The organism is Cupriavidus sp. 21MJTG02-4, from assembly GCF_057798975.1.
Genome location: NZ_JBYOJP010000004.1, coordinates 374,829 through 396,342, shown reverse-complemented (window position 1 = coordinate 396,342; position 21,514 = coordinate 374,829). Strand labels below are relative to the sequence as shown.

The following is a 21,514-nucleotide window of genomic DNA, read 5'->3' as shown; positions in this document are numbered from 1 at the left end:
AAGGAGCTGAAAAAATGTGGCCAATCCTGCTGGTCGTCCTGACCTTCCTGGCTTTCGGTCTGCCCCTGGCGCCGGCCTACGTGGAATGGCGGCGGCGCCGTGACATCTCGCCGCTGGCGATCGATGGTGAGCTGACGCTGGACGTCCGCGCCGTAGCGACCGAGTTCCGCGCCATGCTGGATGCCAATCCGGGCGATATGGCCAGGGCAGGGGCGTTGCGCGACGACGTGCTGGAAGTCGGCGCCGACTGGGTACCGACATCCTCGGAGATGGCGCGCAAGCGCTGCGATCGCGTGCTGCTGGCCCAGGGCGACCTGGAGTTGCCGGACAACTTCACCTTTACGCGCGACCTCTATGCGAAGCGCAATGTCCACAGCGGGGAATGGAACCACCTGCGCGTGGTGGTGGCCGAAGGCGGCCTGGTCCTTCGCGAGGGCAGCGTGCTGGACCACTGGGCGCATGCGCGCACGGCGCACGTCGCGGCGAACTGCAGCTTGATTGGTCCGTTGGCGGCCTTGCAGGGCGTTGTCGTGGAAGAGGGGTGCAAGTTCACCTCGCTGGCGGGAAGCACGATCCGTTTCGGCAATCCTGATCATCACAAGGAAGCCACCGTCAATGGCCAGCGCCGGCCTGTGGTGGAGCCCCGGGAGCGAACGGGCGCGGGACCATCCGCGGATCTCGGCCGCCGCATCATGGAGCATGACTATTATCTTCCGCCCGACATCCGCTACGACGGAGACCTGATCGTCCACGGCAACCTGAAGATCGGAAGCGGGACGCGGATTGCGGGGAGTGTCAAGGCAACCGGGTCCATCCGGGTTGGGGCGCGCGTCCGCATCGACGGCACGCTGGTGTGCGGTACCGCGCTTTATGTCGCACCGTGCTGTGCCATCATGGGCCCCGTTGCCGCGGAAGAGTCGGCCAGCATTGCCGAGAACTGCCTGATAGGTCTCTTGTCCAGACCCACCTCGCTGGCCGCCCCCGAGGTCTATGTCTGGAGTGGGACGACGGTGCATGGCGCGGTGAGCGCGATTGTCGGAGGAAGGGTAATGCCGGCCACCACGGCTTCGCCGAGCGACGAGCATGAATAGATTCTGCGGGCTCCTTCTCCTTTGCGCTTCGATGCTCTGTCTGAATGGCTACGCCGCGGAACTGCGCCTGACCGGATACCAGCGGCCCGACGGTGCCATCACGACCTACTATGGCGGTGACTCGGTCGATCCCTACTTTGCCATGAAAGCGCTGCTGGCCGCGTCGGACATCGGCCTGGACAGCAACGCCGCGGCACGCCGGTGGATCAACTGGCTGATGCCGCGGCAGCTGAAGAGCGGACAGTTCGAGCGCTACTGCCTGACGCGCGGCCGCTTTGCCTCCTGCCGCCGCGCGGACGCGGACGACGCCCTGCTTGCCACCTGGATGGAGCTGCTGGTCCGGTTTTCACCGCCCGGCGGCATGCCGCCGGCGTGGAAACGGAGCTTCGACAAGGCGAGCCGCTATCTCGACAGTTTGCGAGATCCGCAACTTGGGGTTTTCCATATTGCCGCAGACCTGCCTGTTTCCCTCATGATGGACAACATTGAGATCTACAGCGCATTCAGGGCCGTGGGCAAATACTCGCAAGACGCCGAGGACACCGAAGCTGCGGAGAAGTGGATGCAGAAGGCCGGCCAACTCGAGCAGAACATCATGAAAGTGTTCTGGCGGCCGGGTTTTGGCTATCAGGTCAGCACCCAGGAGCGCGACAAGGTCGAATTCTATCCAGACACCGTTGCGCAGATATTTCCTATCCTTGCTGGGGTAGCGCCCGATGACCAGCCGGCCGCGGTGCGTTACGCGGCCTGGATGGCGCAACACCGCTTTGTCTGGCTGCAGTTGCCGGAGACCGATTTTCCCTGGGGCCTGGTGGCCCAGGTGGCAGACAAGATGGGGGATCAGGATGCCATTACCTGCTGGCGCGTACGCGCGACCCAGTTCCGGCACGGGACGCACTGGAACGTCCTGGAAGAGGCGCTATTCCAGGCTTTTGTAGCCCGATTGACACCGGAACAGGCCCTCGCGCCTGTACCGGCCGGCTTGCGATGTCGTTAGCCCGTCAGACGGGCTGATCCGTAACTATCAAGCAGGGCTCCCCAGAGTTGAGCCGTAGGCATTGGGGCCATGACACTGGAGGGTGATGACAATATGCGCCACGGAAAGCTGCGGGGAATCCATGCCGCCCACGGAAGCCGAAACCGGCTTGCCATGCTGGGCATGCTGATGGCAGTGACGTCAACCAATGCCTTTGCCCAGGTGGAAGGCACCGGGCCGCGCACCTTCGCGCCGCTGCTGACCGGTTTTATCGAGGGCGGCCTCGGGCACGCCAATCTGACCGGCGATAACCCAAGCTGGAACGACCAGTACCTGCGGGGCGGTGTCAACCTGACGCCCAAGGATTACGTGACCGGCGAGATCAGCCACCAGAGCCACTTCGGCGATCAGGGCACGTTTTTTGGCCTGGGCTACACGCGGACGTTCAATGAGGACTGGTACGCGTTCCTCAGTGGCGGCACCAGTGCGGGCGGCTTCTTCCTGCCGGATTACCGGTTTGACGGGATGCTGTTTCGCAAGCTACTGCCCAAGAAGAACCTGGTGGCGGGCCTGGGCTTTACTTACTACAAGGCCAAGGAGGTCTATGACGACAAGACCTTGCTGGTTGGCCTGACCTACTACTTCGACCAGCCCTTCATCGTCCAGGTCCTCGGGCGGTTCAACCGCAGCGACCCTGGCAATGTCCGGTCCAATCGCGGCGTCATTGCGTTGACTTATGGCCGCGACAAGGAGCAGTTCCTCACCTTCAAGTACGAAGGTGGCAATGAAGCGTATCAACTGACTGGCCAGCAGACCTTGCTGAATGATTTCAACAGCCAGGAATTTACGCTGACGTGGCGCAAATGGATCACCAAGACATGGGGGGTCAATTTGCGCGCGATCTACTATGAAAACCCGTCTTACAAGCGCAAGCAAGCGGAGGCGGGGGTCTTCGTGGAGTTCTAGCCATGATGCATGCATCCACGCCACTTTCGGCCGCCCCCGACAAGGGCGAGTCCCTGGGCCGTACCGTGATCAGTGTCGCACGGCACCGGTCGCTGGATCGCCTGAGTCTTTCGGCGCCGACCATAGCCGGTATCCTGCTGGTTCCATTGCTGTTCAATGCGATCGAATGGATGCTGCATGACGACCTCAGCGCTGCCTGGGCAGGCACCTTTGCCTTCTGGCTCGACAAGCTCGAAATCCAGGGCGCCGTCACGGAGCGGCTGACCAGCGTGGCGGGGCTCGACTTGTCGCTGCCACACCTCGACGTGGTGGCCGGGCTGCCGGACGTGGTGACGTGGCGCATGTCGGCGGTGCTGACGGTCCTTGGCGGCCTGCTTACCTTGCGCATGCCTGACAGGATGCTGCCGCTGCGCTATTTCCTGCTGTTCGGCATCCTGATCCAGTTCACGGCGCTCGCCTTCTTTGCCTTCATGCCCGAGAAGTTTCCCTACACGGTGAGCAGCTTTATCGACAACGGGATGAAGGCCGCGGTCGGCTTCCTGATCGTCCTGCCCTGGGCGCATGCGCTGGTCTACTACATCTTCGATTATTCATGGGCGAAGAAGATTGCCCTGACCGTTATCACGCTGGTCTTTGTGGCTGTCGCGGTCCCATTGCAGCTGATGCTGCATGTCTACATCGTGCAGAAGTTCTCGATGTTGTGGCTGCCCGTGTTGTCGTTCCTGTTCGGCCCGACGCTCGTCATCTTTTCCTGTATCGCGTTGTACGGGTGGGGGATGAGCTGGCAGCGACTAAGGGGTCGATAGGGACCGGCAGAGGAAGAGGGGCAGGGTGCATGGCGGCGGGCACCCGCGGCATCGAAGTGAATGTCTCGCGCCGCAGGGAGTACCCGTCATGTGTGGCATCGTCGGCGCGATCTCGTCGCGCAATATCGTCCCGGTCCTGGTGGAAGGCCTGCGCCGGCTGGAGTACCGCGGCTACGATTCCTGCGGCCTGGCCGTAGTGCTCGAAGGCGCGCTCCAGCGCGCCCGCACCGTATTGCGCGTGGCGGAGCTGGATGCGCAGAGTCAGGCCTCCCGGCTGGTCGGGCAAGTCGGCGTGGCGCATACCCGCTGGGCTACCCATGGCAAGCCGGACACCGTCAACGCCCACCCGCACATCTCGTGCGAGACCATTGCGCTGGTGCACAACGGCATCATCGAGAACTACGAGTCCTTGCGCGAGGAGTTGCGCGCAGCGGGCTACCGCTTTGAATCGCAGACCGACACGGAAGTGGTGGCGCACCTGGTCCACCAGGCCTACACGTGTCCGGACAACCCCACGCGCGGCGACCTGTTTGCATCGGTGCGCGCGATCACCCGGCGCCTGCACGGCGCCTACGCCATTGCGGTGGTCTCGAAGGACCAGCCTGACCGCCTGGTCGGCGCGCGGTCCGGCTCGCCACTGGTGGTGGCGCTCGGCGAGAACGAGGCCTTCCTCGCGTCCGATGCCATGGCAGTCGCCGGTACCGCCAACCGCGTGATCTACCTGGAAGAGGGCGATGTCATGGAACTCACGCTCGACGGCGTGAAGATCCATGATGCGGCCGACCACGCCGTCGAGCGCGAAGTGCGCGAGGTGAGGGCGAGCGCCACGGCGGTGGAGCTGGGGGCATACCGCCATTTCATGCAGAAAGAGATCTTCGAGCAGCCACGCGCGCTCAGCGATACGATCCATGGCGTCGAGGCCATCCGCCCGGAGCTGTTCGGTGACTGTGCGGCGCAGACGTTCGCGCGGATCGACAGCGTGCTGGTGCTGGCCTGTGGCACCAGCTACTACTCGGGCTGCACCGCCAAGTACTGGCTGGAATCGATCGCCCGGATCCCGACCCAGGTGGAAGTGGCCAGCGAGTATCGCTATCGCCAGACCGTGCCCAATCCTAACGCTCTGGTGGTGGTGATCTCCCAATCCGGCGAGACCGCCGATACGCTGGCCGCATTGCGCCACGCCCGGGAACTGGGGCACGTGCACACGCTGGCGGTCTGCAACGTGGCGACCAGCGCGATGGTGCGCGAGACCGCGATGCGCTTCCTGACGCGGGCCGGCGTCGAGATAGGCGTGGCTTCGACCAAGGCGTTCACGACGCAGCTCGCCGCACTGTACATCCTGACGCTGACACTGGCGAAGGCGCGCGGGCTGCTCGACGAAGCAGCGGAAGCGTCCGCACTGGCCAACCTGCGCCGCCTGCCGGCCGCGCTGGGCGGCGTGCTGGCCCTGGAGCCGCAGATCATCGCCTGGGCCGAGGACTTTGCAAGACGAGAGAACGCGCTGTTCCTGGGCCGGGGCCTGCACTACCCGATCGCCCTGGAAGGCGCGCTCAAGCTCAAGGAGATTTCGTATATCCATGCCGAGGCCTATCCGGCGGGAGAACTGAAGCATGGCCCGCTGGCGCTGGTCACCGAGGCGATGCCGGTGGTCACCGTAGCGCCGAATGACGCGCTGCTCGAGAAGCTCAAGTCGAACATGCAGGAGGTGCGCGCGCGCGGCGGCCGCCTCTATGTGTTTGCGGACAGCGACTCGGGGATCGGCTCGGGCGACGGTATCCACGTCATCCGGCTGCCCGAGCACGGCGGCGAGCTGTCACCGATCCTGCACGCGGTGCCGATGCAGCTGCTCGCCTACCACACCGCCTGCATCCGCGGTACGGATGTCGACAAGCCGCGGAACCTGGCGAAATCGGTGACGGTGGAGTGATTGGGGGGCTTAAAAGGGTTGTTGTTGTTCGGCGAATTGCGGGGCGGTGTTCTTGGCATGCGCGGCCGTTTCGCCGGCGTAGCCGGCGACCTACTTTCTTGTCCGAGCGACAAGAAAGTAGGCAAAGAAACGCGTCGCTTACCCTAACGGGCGAATATTGATCGTAGTGTGCGAGGAATTTCGTACGGGTATTCGCTTCAGAGTCTGCCCCGCTGCCTGCCGCGTGGAGCGCGCCCCTATGCAGGCTCTCCAACAATGATTGAACGAGCCCCGAAACTGTCCGTGGCCCGACACTGCCACCGTTATCGCATCATCGCCTTCGGCTGCTACGCGGCTCACTAGTCGGCAGGCGGGACGACATCGACGGCGCAGATGCTGGTGCTTCCATTTCTGAGATCAACTCTGAACAAAAAAGGCGGACCGACGCCGGGGAAACGCCGGTCCGGGCTGGGTCGACAAGCAAAAGTCCGCACAATTGCCGTAACCCAGATTCAAGCGATTGTTTGGTCTCATCCGGCTTTCGCTAAATGTAATGCCCCGTGCCCGGCAAGCTATGCTTTGATGAACACAAAACGTTCGTCATCCAACGGAGCATGGCCCGCCCCTGATCGCGGATCCCATCCGGCGCCAGGCATTGCGCGGCCGGCGAGCGAATCAGCAGTCGAGGAGCATCTCTGATAAGGCCCGGCGAAGCTGTCCCGTTTTATCGGCGCGTCTTGTTTGGGGAAGGCTTCATTCCGGTGCCAGGTCCGAAAGAGCCTGCGTCGGTCCGGGGAGGGAGCGGGCACATCAAGAGGGCGGATGGCCTGCGTCTAGCACTCGGGCATGCCTGAATAATATTCGCCCGGATCAGCGAGGCGTTCGTTCAGAACGTATTCATTCTGAACGCCTATTCGCTCCACCGACATAACAGGCATCATCACTTGGTCTGGTCGGGCGGCTCGTCATCCGTCGATGCCTCGAGCAAGTGCCCGTATGCATCAATTTCCTTTTGCGTTCGCGCCTGGCTTTCCGCGATCTTCGCGGGCGTCACTTCGCCGTCGATAAATTCGACCGACACCCGTTTCACGCGCGGGTCCTTGTCGACGATCCCTTGCAAGACCTTGTCGAACAGCTTTTCTCCGGCACGCAGGCCCAGTGGCTGCGGCACCAGCACCTTGACGAGCAGGATCTCGTTATCACCAGTGCCTTGCGCCGCCTCAGCGAGTGCGGATCGCAGGTAGCTTTTCAGTTTCAGGACACTCAGTTCACCGGGTATCCCGATATGCGATACCCGAATCGATTTCTTGGCCATGCCGGTTGCTAACGCGTATTGTCGAAGAGCGGAATATACCGCACGGCCGCGCAGTGCAGGTCGCTGCCTGAGCAGCTTGCCGAAGCGCCAAGGGCAGCGCCGTGCCGGGTCCGCGCAATGTTCGGTAGGCCACATCGCAGGTCCCCGCGCGGTTCCGTCCTTCCCTATCCTCATTGCTGATGAGTCCGGCCCCTGTCCACCTTGTCGTCGAGGGTGAGCGCAGGCCATCGGGCCACACCATCGGGAAGATGGGCTGATCGTTGTCGCCATATCCCTCGGCCATGCCGGTATCTGTGCACCGGCTTGCCTGATACGTGCCGTCACGTAGACCGAAGCCCGTCCACGCCATAACAAGACTCAATGCTCGAACGATCCGCGTCGACGCGAGGCCATGGTCCCGTGCCGCGCAAGGCTGGAGAGGAAAGGTGATGGCCGCACAGACGGATGGGCAGGCGTCGACAGATGCTCCGGGACTCGGTCCCCGCTTTGCACTGGAAAGGCCGGCACTGTCTGTCCGGATCCTGGTGGCCGCCTATATCCTCAGCGGCATCATCTATTTCATCTGGCGTAGCGGCACCTTCAACCCGGAAGCGATGGGGTTGTCGCTGGCCCTGTACGCCGCCGAGCTGTTCGGCTTCGTGAACGGCCTGTGCTACGTGATGATGACCTTCCGGATGAGCGTCCGGGAGGCGCCGCCTGCGCTGAGCGGCGTCAGCGTCGATGTCTTCGTGCCGACCTATGACGAGTCCGCGGAGCTCGTGCGCAGGACGCTGCTGGCCGCCAAGAACATCCAGTACCCCCATGTGACGTGGCTGCTCGATGACGGCAATCGGGACGAAATGCGCAAGCTGGCGGCGCAACTCGACTGCAAGTATCTCGCGCGCGGCGTGAATGCAAACGGCAAGGCAGGCAATCTCAATCACGCATTGCTATACAGTGGCGGCGAATTCGTCGCGATCTTCGATACCGACCACGCCCCGCGCAAGGACTTCCTGTCCAAGACGCTCGGATACTTCTCCGATCCGGAGGTGGCGTTCGTGCAGACGCCCCAGGACTTCTACAATGTCGACGCCTTCAGCCATCGTGTTGCCGGCGAGGCGGTCTGGAGCGAACAGTCGGTGTTCTACAAGGTGATCCAGCGCGGCAAGGACACCTGGAACGCCAGCTTCCTCTGCGGCAGCTGCGTGCTGCTGCGCAGGTCCGCGCTCGAAGCCGTCGGCGGCTTTGCGGTCGACACGGTGACCGAGGATATCCATACGTCGATCCGGCTCCACAAAAAGGGGTTCCGCTCGGTCTACCACGCCGAGTCGCTCGCCTATGGCCTGGCGCCCCACAACATCGATACCTACCTGAGCCAGCGCATACGCTGGGGCACGGGCGCCATGCAGGTGCTGCGGCGCGAGGGCGTGGTCTTCAGCCGCGGCCTGAGCCTTGGGCAGCGGCTGAATTACCTGGCGTCCATGCTGATCTATTTCGAGGGCTGGCAGAAGCTGGTCTTCTTCCTGACGCCGCCGGCGGTGCTGGGCTTCGGCATGCTGCCGATCATCGGCTCGACGTGGACCTTCTTCGCGATCTTCTCGGTCTACTACCTGGCTTCCCTGCTGGTCTTCCTGGAGCTGGGCAGGGGCTACGTCTCGTTCCTGCTCAACGAGCAATACGGCATGGCGCGCTTTTTCGCGTTCATGCTGACGATCACGGGCCTGTTCCGCAGGAGGGTGTCGTTCGCCGTGACCTGCAAGGACTTCAACAAGCGCGGCAGGACGTGGCTGTGGCTGGCCCCCTCGCTCGGCGTCGGCGTGCTGAACGTCGCTTGCATTCCGGCTGGCATTGCCCGCATGGTGCAGGACGAGATTCCGCTGGGCGCCGGGATCATCTCGATTTTCTGGGCAAGCGTGACGGTCTGGACAGCGATCCTGCTGGCGCGATTCAGCCTGCGGGTCGGCAGCCGGGCCGGCGGGGATTACCGCTTTCCGCTGCGCATTCCGCTGACGCTCACCATGCAGAACCAGTCGTTCTTTGGGCTGACCGTGGACCTGTCGGCAAGCAGCGCGCTCTACCGTGGCGAAGTCGTGCCGGCACTACCCCGCGAGGCCAAGGTGGATGTGGAGGTGCACCTGCCCAATGCCGTGGTCCGCTGTGATGCGGCTGCCACCTTCACGTCCCGGCAAGGCGTCTCCGGGGAGGAGGATTGCCTGATCGAGCTGCACCTGCAGTGGGCGTCTCCCGAAGCGCGACGGATGCTTGATACCTTCCTGTTCGGCAGCAGCCTCCAGTTCGAGATGGGCCGGTTGCGCGAACGGCAGGCGCCGCCATTGGCGCGGCTGGCGAGCGCGCTGCGGCGCGATGCCAGCCTGCCGCCCAACGACGAGATCTGGGAGCCGGGCCTGCTGTCGCAGCAAGGCAGCGATGCCTCCTCGCCGATTGCCGTCGCCTACGCGAAGGGCGAGGCCGGGCATGCGCTGTCGATGATCGCGAGCGGCATGGCCTTCGACGTGCGCGCGGATACGGTGCTGCGCCAGCGCATCGCGGGGCGGCAGTCCGAGCAGCACATCAGCCTGAGTCCGGCGGGCATGCTGGAAACCCCGACCGGCGCGATCCATCTCTACAACGCCGCGCCCGCCACGCTGGCGCGGCAACCACAGCAACCACGGCAACCACGGCAACCACGGCAACAATAGGGCCGTTCCAGGGAGGGGGGCTGGTGTGGTGCTTGCGCCGGCTTGCCAGCAAGTTGTGTTGCCAGCGGCCGCGCGCCCCGCCAGAATCGTGTGACCACATTCTGGCAACCTCACCGGGGAGGGCCGTGCATGAACCGCAGCCGGCGGCACTGGATCGCGAGCACCCTGGCATTTTCCGCGGGCATCGGGTGCCGCATACGATTCGCGCGGGCCGTCTCCCAGCCCTCGTGGACGCTGTGGGATCGCTATGCCAGCGACGCCCTCAGTTCGGACGGACGCGTCATCGAGCACGCCCGCGAGGCCCGCACGACATCCGAGGGCCAGGCCTATGCCTTGTTCTTTGCGCTGGTCGCCAATGACAAGGCTCGCTTCGACCTGCTGCTGGACTGGACGCTGAACCACCTCTGGACTGACCGCGCACAACCGCCGGCATGGCTGTGGGGGCAGCGCAAGGACGGCAACTGGGGCACCCTCGACAGCAATACCGCGACCGATGCCGAACTCTGGATGGCGTACACCTTGCTGGAGGCGGCGCGCCTGTGGGAGCGCCCGGCATGCCGGCAACTGGGCACGGAAATGCTTGCCGCCATCCGGTCCAGCGACATGGCGCGCCTGGCTGACGGGAGCTTTATCCTGATCCCCGGTAAAAGCGGATTTCGCCTGGCCGAGCGGACCTACCTGCTGAATCCGAGCTACGCCCCGGTGCAGCTGTTGCGCCGTCTTGCCTCGCACCAGCCGGAGGGGCCCTGGCAGTCGGTCGCCGCGAACCAGGTCAAGCTGCTGGCCCAAAGCGCTCCTGCCGGCTACGCGCCGGACTGGTGCCGTTTCAGGGACGGCGCCGGCTTTTCGATCGAGCCATCCAAAGGTCCGACCGGCGGCTATGACGCCATCAGGACGTACCTTTGGGCAGGCATGCTGAATCCGGCAGATCCGTCCGCCGCGCAACTGCTGAACGCGCTGGGCGGCATGGCGAAGACGTTTGCCGCCAGCGGCCGGGTGCCGCACTACGTGAACGTGCAGACGGGGGAAGTGTTCGGCGAGGGCCCCGCCGGATTCTCTGCCGCCGTCTATCCGTTCCTGGTTGCCGCGGGACAGGCGCCACTCGCCGACAGGCTGCGGCTGAAAATGGAAAGCGATATCGAGCGCCAGTGGCCGTCGCTTGGCTATTACGACAGGAATCTCCTGCTGTTTGCCGCGGGGTGGGCGCAGCAGCGATACCGGTTCGACGCGGACGGCTTCCTGCAGCAGGAAGCACTTCCTGCCAGGGTGTCAGCCTTCGGAGGCCGATAGCCATTCGAAAGCGGGGCGGTCGCGTGTGGCGTGCCGGCCAAGGTGGTCCGCTCGCGCCAGCATGGCGAGCGGTATCTCGGGTAACGGGGCCGGGCCTACTTCAGCAGCTTGCTGAAGTCCCGGTCCAGCCGGGCCAGCGATGCGTCGATGGCGCCGCGCGTGGCCTGGATCCAGGCATCCTGCTGGGCAAGCCGCTGGTCTGCCTCTTTCAGCATGCGTGCCATCTCCGCAGGTTGCGGTCCGCCGCGCGTGACGCGGTGGCTGACGATCGCGACCGGATCCAGCGCCGCGCGAAATTCCGTCTCGCTCATCGGGAAGTCGGTATTGCTGCTGTAGTCGCGCACGGACTCGGCGTAGATGCGCCGCGCCTCGGCGTAGGGGAACGCGCTCGGCCGGATGTCATGCGCCTTTGCATACTCGACGAGTGCCGAGGCGAAATGGTGGCCGACGCGGAATGGCAGCTTGTACTTGCGCATGAGTTCGTCGGCGAGTTCCTGCGATGCGGTCCAGTCGCTGTCGAGTTCCTCCAGCGCGCGCTTCGGGTCGATGACGAGGGCCTGCATGATCCTGTCCCAGCCCTGCAATACGCGGATCGCGCTGTCGACCATCTCGCCGTTGACGACGGCGTCCTTGGCATCCGACATGCCCGGCGGCATGTTGTGCGCGCGCATGACCGGCCCCATCGCCAGTGTCAGCGCGGTCGAGGCGCGCTCCCGCGTGGAATTCAGCAGCCCGGGATTCTGCTTCTGCGGCATCGCGCTCGACACATAGGTATTGCCGCCACCTTCGCGCAGGAGAATCCAGGGGCGCGGCTGGGCATACTGCGTCATGACGTCCTCGACGAAGCTGCCGGCGTGCAGCGCGATGCTGGTCACGATCGATGCCGCCTCGACCGGCAGGTCCACGGCGCTGATCTGCGACGCGTCATAGGCATTGTCGACCAGCGCGGAAAATCCGAGGTAGCTCGCCATCCTGGTTCGATTCAGCGGCCAGCCGGTGCCGTTCAGCACCGTGGTGCCCATCGGCGAGCGGTCGATGCGGCGATAGGCCTCGCGGATGCGCTCGGCATCGCGGTCCAGCCCCGCCGTCATACCCAGCAGGTAATGCCCGTAGCTGTTCGGCTGCGCCGCCACGCCATTGGTGTAGTTGGGCACGATGGTGCCGGCATGTTTCCTGGCCAGTCCGACAATGGTGGCGGAAGTCTTGTTCAGCTGATCGGCCAGCGCCAGCATTTTCTCGCGCAGCATCGCCGCGCGCACCGTGGCAAGCATGTCCTGGCTGGAGCGTCCGGCGTGCAACAGCGTGACTTCCTGGCCGGCCGCCTGGATCATCAGCGGCTCGAACGTGATCACGGTGGAAGGGCGCTTGCCGCCGGGCTTGTCGCCGTTGGCCAGCACGGTTGCAACCGCGCCGGCGACTTTCGGCGCCAGCGACTTGTCCAGCAGGCCTTCGTCGGTGTTGATGACGGCGGACGCCTTGTTGATCTCGCCGAGCCAGTAGAAGGCGTCATGGTGAGCGTTGTCGGCGGCCAGTGCGGCATGCGGGAGTATCGACGCGGCAACAGCGATGAAGCCGGACGACTTCAGGATGCGGGAGGCGTTGTGCTTCCAACGTGCAAGGGGCATGGCTTGTCCTGGGTGCTGGTGGGGTTGAAGGCCTCGACGTATCCGATCCCGGCCACGGTATTACGTAGCATGTATTCTCGGGTAAGAGTCGGTAGCGCGAGTATTGTCTCTTGCTACGGGCCCCGGGCGCCAGGCGCTTATCCCCGTCAGTAGACCATGACGACAAAGCCGTGGCTGGAGATTGCCGAGAATTTGTATTGAATGCGATGGACCGTCAGGTAGGCCATATAGTCGCTGGCCAGGGCCGCGGTGGAAAAGACAGTCTTTTGCATGAGATGCCTCGTCGTGGAGGAAGGTGCTTGCGATCGGTGAAACGTCAGGTTCGTCAGAGCCCGATCAGGCCATCAGTTCATCGACTTCGATTGCCAGCATGGTGCAAACCACCTGTTCGAACGTGGCAAGGGAGACAGACCTCGGCAGTACGTGCGAGATGCCGGGCCGCGCATGAACCGGCGCGTGCAGCCACATATTGTCGGACAGGATCAGCAGGCGCTTCGGCACCAGCATTTCGTTGATGTTCCGGAGCACGCGCAAGCTGCTTCGCAAATCCGCCGCGATGCCGAAAACCAGAAGGTCCGGCTCCCGCATGGAGGCGCCCAACATCAGCAGGTCCTCCGGATCGAGGGACTCCACCACGTCGAGCGTTTTGACGTTTCGCAGCATCTGGAGCATGCCCTGCCGGAACAATGCAGTGTCGTCGATGACCACTGCCCGGCCGATGTCACGACACGGCCATGCTTGCGGTTCCGTTTGCTCGGCGAGTAGCGCGGGCGTGGCGGCACATGCATTCGTCTTGTCCATGGTCTCTTCCAGTTTCGTTCTTGGAGCACTGCTGGCGCACAAGAGAAACAGCAACGGACGTGCCAGCCTGTCGAAGGGGCCGTTTGTGGCCCGAGGCAGCGGGATCTTCGCCGAACTTCCGCGAAAACGGCCACTGGTGCGAATGGCGGCACGCCGCCAGGGTGTTACGTGTAACGTAACACGTTCCCTGTTTTTCGCCCGGCTCCTTGGGGACGCGGCCGCCATTGCGCGAGCGTGTCGCGTTGTACGCCATCGAAAAAGTTCGCACCAGGGGCAGGTGATGGAAATCCGGTTGCGGGGCGTGTGCGAGCCATTCCGAAATCCGTTATCCGTTAAAGCCGATTCAGGGCAGAGCGTTTCAGCGGTTATACTCCGCGCTCCACAACCAACGGGTAATAAATATGGTCGTAGCAACCAAAGCCGCCGCTCCGAAGGCCGCAGTCGCCAAGAGCAAGCCTGCCGCGAAGAAAATCGCCGCACCGAAGCAAAAGGCCAGCGTGCTGGCACGCGAAGCCGTGGCGGCAAAGAAGCGCCTGCTGAAGCTGCGCGCCGACACGAAGAAGGCCATCGAAGCGGCCAAGCGCGAAGTCGCCCAGGCTGCCGAAGCCGCCAAGTCGGCGCTGCGTTTCGAGAAGCAGGCCGCCAAGGACAAGCTCGCGGCGAAGAAGGCAAAGACCGCCGGCGCCGCCAAGGCCACGCGCAAGACCGCCGCCACCAAGGCTGCGCCGAAGAAGGCCGCGCCCGCCAAGGCTGCCGTGAAAGCCGCGCCGAAGAAGGCCGCTGCAAAGCCTGCTGCACCGAAGCGTGCCGCGGTGAAGAAGGCAGCGCCGAAGGCCGCCGCGACGCCCCAGGCTTCGGCCTGATGCTTGCCTCGGCCGGCTAGTCATTCACCTGCCGGCCCATTGACGCCAGAAGGGCGCACGGTCACCGCCCAGGTCCCTGTACCGCGGGACCGTGCATCGAACCCCCTGGCTCAATCTGCTTTACGCTGTATCGCCCAAACGCGTTTCCCACGCCGCCGGGCGATGCAAGACTGAAAAATCTTTCCGCGTCCCGCGCGACAAGACGGATGCAAGATACCGACGACACGCTTCCCGAGGACGAATCCTCCGCGATTCACGAGCCTCGACTCTGGCGAGACAAGGGCTGGACGGCCCGGGTGATCAAGAACGAGGATGGCGATGGCTGGGCGGTCGAGATGATCCGCGACGGCAGCGCCGAACCCGCCCTGGTCGGTCCGTGGACCATGGGACGCAACAAGGTCGATCCGAAGCCGCTCGATGCCACCGCCCACCAGACGCTGGTGAAGACCGCGGCGGAAGTCATCCGCCGGCACGAGCAGCAGCTGCACGCGCAACTCAACAAGCAGTGCCATATCGAAACCGGATCGGGAGCGCTGACGGTCAGGCTGGTTGTCACGCCTGACGAGTTCGAGCCTTACGGCACGCTCACGGCTGTCGACGCCTTTGGCGAGGTGGTCGCCACCGTCAAGGTCGCACCTGATTTCCGGCTGACACGCGAGCGCGCCGCCCGCTGGGCAGCGGATGGCTTCGGCCGGGTGGCCTGAGACCTTTCGCGATCCAGGAAGTCGATCCAGGCGGTTCTCTGACGGCCCACGCTCCGCTACCCCGGCAGATCTCGGGGCGGCCCCGCACACGTCCCATCGCATTGTGTGCGCGATGCCACACGCAATGGCTCCATGCTCGCCGGCCAGCCGTTATATAAAGAACCTGACGGGTCCAGATAATAAAAAACGCTGCTGCTCGCTGCGGCTATGCCGGGGGATTCTGACCCGATACGGCAATTTGCGAGGGGCGTCGTGAGCGAAAACGTCAAGACCAGCGTGCTGTCCGTCGCCTTGCTGGGGGCGATCTTCTACGGCCTGATCACCGTGTTGGGCTTTGAATCCACGATTTCCGACATCGGCAGCCGGCTCATGCAGGCCGCGAGCCAGCTGATGTACCGGCTATTGCTTTAAGCCGCGATCGCGGGACGGTTTTCTACCGGATCAAAGAAGACACGCCAGCAGGGCCAGGACCGTTACAAACCTTCACAAGGCTTGCTGAACCTTCGATCGTCGTGGAATCCAACAAGGAGACGAGCAGCCAACGTGAGCTGCGCTCGCGCCCTGTTGCGCGGCTTACGGAGTCTTCCCATGCATTCCATCTCCCGGCATCCGATCGACGACGCCATCAGCAAGGTTCCGGCAGTAACGCTCGGCTTCTGGGTCATCAAGATCGCCGCAACGACGCTCGGCGAAACCGGGGGCGACTGGCTGACGATGTCGCTCAAACTCGGCTATCTCATCGGTTCCCTGATCTTTCTTGCCGCCTTCGTGGTGTTGGTCTCGGCGCAGATCCGTGCGCGCCGGTTTTATCCATGGTTGTTCTGGACCACGATCGTCGCCACGACGACGCTTGGGACGACGCTCGCGGATTTCTGCGATCGTTCGCTGGGCGTGGGTTATGCAGGCGGCGTGGCGATCGTCGCTGCGGGCCTGCTGGCCAGCCTTGGAAGCTGGTACCGCGTGGAGGGCACGGTTTCGATGGATAGCGTCGTGAGCGCGCGTGCCGAATGGTTCTACTGGATCACCATCCTGTTCTCGCAGACGCTCGGTACCGCGCTCGGCGACTGGGTGGCCGGCGAGGATAGGGGCGGCCTTGGGCTCGGCTATGAGGTCGGCGCGGCAATCTTCGGGGGCGGGCTCGTCATCGTGGCCGTGCTTTGGCTATGGCCCCGTGTTTCGCGTACCGCGTTGTTCTGGGTCGCGTTCGTGCTCACGCGCCCGCTCGGCGCAACACTGGGCGACCTGCTCGACAAGCCCGTTGCACAAGGCGGCCTGCACTTCAGCCGGTTCTACGCGTCTGGCGTGTTGATCGCCTTCATCGCGGGCTGCATCCTGCTGATCCCGCAGCGTGCGGCGCGCCGGGCGGCTTCGCCATAGTGTCGATGCGGGCGCCAAGGGGCCTAAGCGGATTCCGTCTCTTCCAGACGCTTCGCCGATGCCTGAAGGCCCTCGAAAATCCGGTCGGAAACCCGGGCCGGGAATCCGGCAGGGAGGCTTTCTGCCACGCTCGAAATCACCGAAGGAACTTTGGCAAGCAGATCCCGAAGGATCGGCTCCGCGGTTTCGCCGGCATAACACCTGGCAGCCATGGCATTGAAATGGCGGCGCCGGATATCTTTCAGGTGGTAGTGGCGGTTTTTGCCATCCACTGCCATGGCCAGCTTGGCCTTGTGGTAAGAGATGTGATTCGGCCCGTCGCCGATAATCGGCCAGGCAGACAAGACATCGTAGAGTGGCGTGAGGGTGTAGCGCCCGCCTGGCAGCATATGGATGCTGAAGTTCTTGGCGTGTCCGTCGGTTGCGGCCAGCAACCAGAACAGGATTTGCGCGGACAGGAACGTCTCGAGATCCTGGTCAGGCGTCTGCGATTGCCGCAGGATTCCCGTGATGTCGACCATCCCGGGTCCGCCTTCTGCTTCGTATTTCAGATGCGGAGGCACGCCGAGCGCCTGGCAAAAGTCCTCCTGTGGCAATCGCATGATCCAGTTGCCGCTGCGATGTAGCTGCCGGTCGAACCGCTCTACGACCAGCACCTTTTGCTTGCCGAAAGACTCTATCTCGCAATCGGGCACCGGAAGCCCGAACGCCCTGACCAGCTGCATGCAGAGCCATTCGTTCTCTACCGAAGTCGTCAAGTCCGCCTTGCGGTTGCCGACCAGGCCGAGCGGCAGCTTGACAATATGCGTGGTCGGCGTGGCGCCATGCGGAAGCAGCCACCGGCCTTCATGGCGGAGCAGGGCGGTTTTTTCCTGGGCGCCGGCAATGGAGATGCGGAAATCCTCGTCTTCCTTCAGCGTACCGGGCCCCGTCGTCGTGACCGTGTTCTGTAGCAGTCTTTCGATGTCGGCATTGGACAGCGGGGTGCCTTCGATCCGGTCGACATGCTGCGGCGCCTCATCTTCCTTGAGCAACTGAACGGCGCCCACGCAATCGCGCCCAATCGCTTCCAACAAGTCGAAGGCATCGGTGGAGCCGGTCTGAAACCGGGTGGCCAGCCGCCTGCGGATGTTGTCGTTATCTGGCAGGAGGTTGTCAAAGTAGTTTCGGACCCGCTCCCCCTTCAAAGGCGAGTCATCAACGCCAAACGGTAGCGACAGGGACAAGGGACGGCCCGCGGCCGATTCCATCCAGTCTTTGTCGTACTGGAGCTCCATCGGACTGTGCGCCGGGATGCGCCAGGTGCCGACCCGAAGACCGTTGGCCCAGACTGAAAGCGCCCGGGTGTGTGACTTTCTTCCCACTGCGCTTACCAGTCCGTCTTTTCGGTTGCGGGGGCGGTGTCTTTGGACTGGATGATGAGTTCCAGTCCATAAAGGTTCACCAAAGCCAGCAGTTGTTCCGCTGAAATAGCTTTAGGCACCAGTTCCAGGGCGGACAGCCGGCTTTGGCTCAGCCCCAGCCTGGTTGCGGCCTGGCCTTGTGTGAGTTTGCTGGCCCGACGCGCCGAGCGCAGAATCTGGCCCAGTTGGGGAGTCGTCGAAAGCACTTGCGTCATAGGGAATACCTGCTATACGGATAAATCTATGTTAGCTGCATTGCAGGTAAAAGCAAGTTACCTGTATTGCGCGTATTCAAGATTTACCCGTATTGCAGGTACGGGGCGATTGATGGCGATGCGGCGCGCAGCCATGGGCAGGCCGACCCGTACAGGATGGCTCGCCCAGGATGCTTCGGCTTCAGTCCATATGCTGTCCGCCGTTCATGGCGAGATTGGCCCCGGTGAGATAGGCCGCATCGTCGGAGCACAGGAAAGCCACCAGTCCTGCCACCTCTTCGGGCTTGCCGAGGCGCCCCATGGGAATCTGCGGCAGGATCTTGCTGTCCATGACGTCTTTCGGCACGGCCATCACCATCTTGGTGGCCAGATAACCCGGTGACACCGTGTTGACCGTCACGCCCTTCCTGGCGACTTCGAGGGCCAGTGCCTTGGTGAATCCGTGCATGCCGGCTTTTGCGGCGGAATAGTTGGTCTGGCCGAAGGCGCCTTTGGAGCCGTTGACCGACGAGATGTTGATAATGCGGCCCCAGCCGCGCTCGACCATGCCCTCGCAAAGTGGCTTGGTGACATTGAACACGGAATCGAGGTTGGTCCTCATCACCGCGTCCCAGTCGGGCTTGCCCATTTTCTTGAAGGCCATGTCGCGCGTGATGCCGGCATTGTTCACGAGGATGTCCACGTGGCCCACGTCACCCAGGATTTTCGCCATGCATGCCTGGCAGCTTTCGAAGTCGGCCACATCGACTTCGTATGCACCCATTTCGCGACCGTTCGCTGCCATGGTGGCGAGCCATTCCCGGACCTTGGTATTGCCCGGCGAATGCGTCACCACAACCTTATGGCCCGCGTCATGCAGGCGAATGGAAATTGCCTCTCCCAGGCCACCCATGCCGCCCGTAACGACTGCGATTTTCTTCGTCATGCTGATTTCTCCTCTGAGAGCTAAAAGACCCCGAGCCTGCGAAGCTCGCAGGCCGACTTGAATGGACCGACAACGGTGATACCCCTGCGCGGAAGTGTGCTGGCCTCTAGGTGATCCGCGACGCCTCCAAATAACGGCCCTGACGGTTCCACCGAGTGCTCTCTTGTAAAAATTTCCGGCGATCGAGGAGGTTGATCTTAGCGAGGGTTATGGACATCCGGGATGTCCGGAATGCGCGCCTTGTGGCGATGCGGCAAACGCGACGCTGACGGTGTCCGCAGCATGCAACGCGTGATTTTTTATTAACTCAGCGCAGGCAAGCGAGATTCCCTTGTCACGTCGCGGGCGGTAAAATCGACGCGACCATTATGCGCCGGCCGCGAGAATGCATACCCATTACGATAATCTGAAGATTTCTCGTGACGCCCCGCCCGAGGTTATTCGCGCGGCATACAAGGCATTAAGTCAAAAGCACCATCCGGACCGGAACCGCGATTCGTCCGACTCCCATCGGGTCATGACGATTATCAACTCGGCTTACGAGGTCCTGATGGACCCCGCCAGGCGCGCCCAGCACGATGCCTGGATTCTGGCGCAGGAAAAGGCCGCCGCGTCTGCGTCGGTCCGTGCCGCGCAGCGCGCACGGCCGGCTTCCTCGGCCTCCGGGGCATCCAATGGGCCGGCATCCAGGTCGGGTTCGGCGGCGCGCCAAGCCTCTGCCGCTAACGCGGCTTCGACAGCCGCCCGGGCCTCCGGGAATTCCAAGGGCATGACCAGGCCGGCAGGGAACCGCACGGTTTCAAAGTCGCTGTTCGTGCTGGTGGTGGCGGGGGTCGCGATTTACCTGATCATTCCGACTTCGCGCACGCCGGTGGAGAACTCCGGGCAGTCCGCGACGTGGACACCACTGGCCGCGACGGTGCCGGCAACGCCCGCCGAGTCGCACACGCTTTCCGCCACGCCGGGAAAGCCGCCAGAAGCGCTGCCTCGCTATGCACGCCAGCCCGCGGCGCCGAACGGCCAGTCGTGGCCGGCATGGTCCAGCTACGTTCCCGGCTATCCGATCCGCAAGACGGGTGGATTGTCGTCGCTGACGGTCGACAACTCGCGCAACCCGTCCGATGTCTTTCTGAAGGTGTTCTCGCTCGAAGGGGGCAGCCCGGTCCCGGTGCGTTTCGCGTTGATCAAGGCGGGCGCGTCCTTCGAGTTTTCCAATATGGCTTCGGGCAACTTCGATGTTCGCTTCATGGACCTGGATACCGGGAAGCTCTCCAGGTCGGAGCCCTTCGAGCTGGAAGAAATCTCCGAAGGCAATGGCACGCGATACAGCCGGATGTCGCTCACCCTGAATACCGCGCGCAGCGGCAATGCACGAACCCAGGCAATCGGCGAAAGCGAGTTTTAGACGGGGCGTCGAGTAGCGCAGAGGCGCTCGCCAAGGGGAGGGGATCCCCCTGGCTGTTCTGACTGGCGGCCGCCCGAAGGGCAGCCGCGACCGGGCCTGCCGGTTTGGTCAGGCAAGCGCCGGGTAGTCCGTATAGCCTTCTGCACCCGGGTGATAGAACGTCTCCGGGCGCGGCGCATTGAGCGATGCATCGAGCTTGAGGCGACGCGGCAGGTCCGGGTTGGCGATGAACAACTGGCCGAATGCAACGGCATCGGCTTCACCGGCGGCCAGCACGCGCTCGGCGGTCTGCTTGGTCATCTTTTCGTTGGCGATGTAGACGCCGCCGAACGCTGCCTTCAGCGCCGGACCGTGGCGATTGTCGCCCAATGCCTCGCGCGAGCAGATAAACGCGATGCCACGCTTGCCGAGTTCGCGCGCGACGTAGCCGAACGTCGCGGCCAGGTCGGAATCACCCATCGTATGCACGTCGCCGCGCGGCGACAGGTGCACGCCGACACGGTTGGCGCCCCACACCTCGATGCAGGCGTCGGTCACTTCCAGCAGCAGCCGCGCGCGATTCTCGATGGGGCCGCCGTAGGCGTCCGTCCGCTTGTTGGTGGAATCCTGCAGGAACTGGTCAAGCAGGTAGCCGTTGGCGCCGTGGACTTCAACGCCGTCGAAGCCCGCTTTCCTCGCGTTCTCGGCGCCGTGGCGGTAGGCCGCGACCACGCCCGCGATTTCCTCGGTTTCCAGCGCGCGCGGCGTGACATAGGCGCGCTGCGGGCGCACCAGGCTCACATGGCCGTCCGCCGCGATGGCGCTCGGCGCCACCGGCAGTTCGCCGTCCAGGAAGATCGGGTCGGAGATCCGGCCGACGTGCCAGAGCTGCAGGAAGATGCGGCCGCCGGCGGCGTGGACGGCGTCGGTCACCTGCTTCCAGCCCGCGACCTGCGCCTCGGTCCAGATGCCCGGCGTGTCGGCATAGCCTACGCCCTGCGGGGTCACCGCGGTGGCTTCGGAAATGATCAGGCCGGCCGAAGCGCGCTGCACGTAGTACTCGGTCATCAAGGCGTTCGGCACGCGCTCGCCGCCTACGGCGCGTGAACGCGTCAGCGGCGCCATGATGACGCGGTTGGGAAGGTCGAGGTCGCCGATGCGGATGGGGTCGAAGAGAGTAGGCATGAGG

At 63.7% G+C, this 21,514-nt stretch carries 20 protein-coding genes; 12 read left to right on the top strand and 8 right to left on the bottom strand.

Features of this window, described 5'->3' with window-relative positions:
- Positions 1 to 14 precede the first annotated feature (14 nt).
- The 5 genes from AC3FKH_RS11170 (at position 15) to glmS (ending at position 5,766) form a co-directional block, all read left to right on the top strand.
- The gene (locus AC3FKH_RS11170) at positions 15 to 1,091 is read left to right on the top strand and encodes a bactofilin family protein (RefSeq protein WP_488675492.1); all 1,077 of its coding nucleotides are present in this window, start codon (positions 15 to 17) and stop codon (positions 1,089 to 1,091) included.
- A 142-nt stretch (positions 1,092 to 1,233) separates the two neighbouring features.
- Entirely contained in the window at positions 1,234 to 2,088 is an 855-nt protein-coding gene (locus AC3FKH_RS11165; protein WP_488675490.1) for a hypothetical protein, read from the top strand.
- Positions 2,089 to 2,241: 153 nt separating this feature from the next.
- On the top strand, positions 2,242 to 3,033 hold the full coding sequence (locus tag AC3FKH_RS11160) for a YaiO family outer membrane beta-barrel protein (protein ID WP_488675489.1): 792 nt from the start codon (positions 2,242 to 2,244) through the stop codon (positions 3,031 to 3,033).
- Positions 3,034 to 3,035: 2 nt separating this feature from the next.
- Positions 3,036 to 3,839, top strand: coding sequence for a hypothetical protein (locus AC3FKH_RS11155; RefSeq protein ID WP_488675487.1), 804 nt, complete (start codon positions 3,036 to 3,038; stop codon positions 3,837 to 3,839).
- An 88-nt stretch (positions 3,840 to 3,927) separates the two neighbouring features.
- A complete protein-coding gene (gene glmS, locus AC3FKH_RS11150; RefSeq protein WP_488675485.1) occupies positions 3,928 to 5,766 on the top strand; it encodes a glutamine--fructose-6-phosphate transaminase (isomerizing) in 1,839 nt (612 codons plus the stop codon).
- Positions 5,767 to 6,685: 919 nt separating this feature from the next.
- Here glmS and AC3FKH_RS11145 read toward each other — a convergent pair.
- Positions 6,686 to 7,060 carry a hypothetical protein gene (locus AC3FKH_RS11145; RefSeq protein WP_488675483.1) on the bottom strand — a complete coding sequence of 125 codons (375 nt, stop codon included), beginning with the start codon at positions 7,058 to 7,060 and terminating at the stop codon, positions 6,686 to 6,688.
- A 428-nt stretch (positions 7,061 to 7,488) separates the two neighbouring features.
- On the opposite strand from AC3FKH_RS11145, the gene AC3FKH_RS11140 reads away from it, so the two are divergent.
- Entirely contained in the window at positions 7,489 to 9,738 is a 2,250-nt protein-coding gene (locus tag AC3FKH_RS11140; protein WP_488675481.1) for a glycosyltransferase, read from the top strand.
- 129 nt (positions 9,739 to 9,867) lie between these two features.
- Positions 9,868 to 11,028 carry a cellulose synthase complex periplasmic endoglucanase BcsZ gene (bcsZ, locus tag AC3FKH_RS11135; protein ID WP_488675479.1) on the top strand — a complete coding sequence of 387 codons (1,161 nt, stop codon included), beginning with the start codon at positions 9,868 to 9,870 and terminating at the stop codon, positions 11,026 to 11,028.
- Between the two features lie 95 nt (positions 11,029 to 11,123).
- Here the strand turns inward: bcsZ and AC3FKH_RS11130 are convergent, their stop codons facing one another.
- From AC3FKH_RS11130 to AC3FKH_RS11120, 3 genes are all read right to left on the bottom strand, one after another.
- On the bottom strand, positions 11,124 to 12,653 hold the full coding sequence (locus tag AC3FKH_RS11130) for an argininosuccinate lyase (protein WP_488675478.1): 1,530 nt from the start codon (positions 12,651 to 12,653) through the stop codon (positions 11,124 to 11,126).
- 146 nt (positions 12,654 to 12,799) lie between these two features.
- On the bottom strand, positions 12,800 to 12,925 hold the full coding sequence (locus tag AC3FKH_RS11125; protein ID WP_488675476.1) for a hypothetical protein: 126 nt from the start codon (positions 12,923 to 12,925) through the stop codon (positions 12,800 to 12,802).
- Between the two features lie 64 nt (positions 12,926 to 12,989).
- Positions 12,990 to 13,454, bottom strand: coding sequence for a response regulator (locus AC3FKH_RS11120; RefSeq protein WP_488675475.1), 465 nt, complete (start codon positions 13,452 to 13,454; stop codon positions 12,990 to 12,992).
- Positions 13,455 to 13,855: 401 nt separating this feature from the next.
- On the opposite strand from AC3FKH_RS11120, the gene AC3FKH_RS11115 reads away from it, so the two are divergent.
- The 4 genes from AC3FKH_RS11115 to AC3FKH_RS11100 all read left to right on the top strand — a co-directional run bounded on the left by AC3FKH_RS11115 (position 13,856) and on the right by AC3FKH_RS11100 (position 16,398).
- Positions 13,856 to 14,317 (top strand): fumarate hydratase, encoded by a 462-nt coding sequence (locus AC3FKH_RS11115; protein WP_488675474.1) that lies wholly within the window; start codon positions 13,856 to 13,858, stop codon positions 14,315 to 14,317.
- 206 nt (positions 14,318 to 14,523) lie between these two features.
- On the top strand, positions 14,524 to 15,021 hold the full coding sequence (locus AC3FKH_RS11110) for a hypothetical protein (protein WP_488675473.1): 498 nt from the start codon (positions 14,524 to 14,526) through the stop codon (positions 15,019 to 15,021).
- A gap of 252 nt (positions 15,022 to 15,273) precedes the next feature.
- A complete protein-coding gene (locus AC3FKH_RS11105; protein ID WP_488675471.1) occupies positions 15,274 to 15,432 on the top strand; it encodes a hypothetical protein in 159 nt (52 codons plus the stop codon).
- A gap of 177 nt (positions 15,433 to 15,609) precedes the next feature.
- Positions 15,610 to 16,398: a COG4705 family protein gene (locus AC3FKH_RS11100; protein ID WP_488675469.1), complete on the top strand. Its 789-nt coding sequence runs from the start codon at positions 15,610 to 15,612 to the stop codon at positions 16,396 to 16,398.
- A 23-nt stretch (positions 16,399 to 16,421) separates the two neighbouring features.
- On the opposite strand, the gene AC3FKH_RS11095 is transcribed toward AC3FKH_RS11100, so the two are convergent.
- From AC3FKH_RS11095 to phbB, 3 genes are all read right to left on the bottom strand, one after another.
- Positions 16,422 to 17,762, bottom strand: coding sequence for a type II toxin-antitoxin system HipA family toxin (locus AC3FKH_RS11095; protein ID WP_488675467.1), 1,341 nt, complete (start codon positions 17,760 to 17,762; stop codon positions 16,422 to 16,424).
- Between the two features lie 5 nt (positions 17,763 to 17,767).
- Entirely contained in the window at positions 17,768 to 18,016 is a 249-nt protein-coding gene (locus AC3FKH_RS11090) for a helix-turn-helix domain-containing protein (RefSeq protein ID WP_488675466.1), read from the bottom strand.
- Between the two features lie 181 nt (positions 18,017 to 18,197).
- Positions 18,198 to 18,941, bottom strand: a complete 744-nt coding sequence (phbB, locus tag AC3FKH_RS11085; RefSeq protein ID WP_488675464.1) for an acetoacetyl-CoA reductase — start codon at positions 18,939 to 18,941, stop codon at positions 18,198 to 18,200.
- A gap of 385 nt (positions 18,942 to 19,326) precedes the next feature.
- Between phbB and AC3FKH_RS11080 the strand changes: the two genes are divergently transcribed.
- Positions 19,327 to 20,346, top strand: coding sequence for a J domain-containing protein (locus tag AC3FKH_RS11080; protein ID WP_488675462.1), 1,020 nt, complete (start codon positions 19,327 to 19,329; stop codon positions 20,344 to 20,346).
- Between the two features lie 108 nt (positions 20,347 to 20,454).
- Here AC3FKH_RS11080 and AC3FKH_RS11075 read toward each other — a convergent pair whose 3' ends face one another.
- A complete protein-coding gene (locus tag AC3FKH_RS11075) occupies positions 20,455 to 21,510 on the bottom strand; it encodes an alkene reductase (protein ID WP_488675460.1) in 1,056 nt (351 codons plus the stop codon).
- Between the last annotated feature and the right edge of the window lie 4 nt (positions 21,511 to 21,514).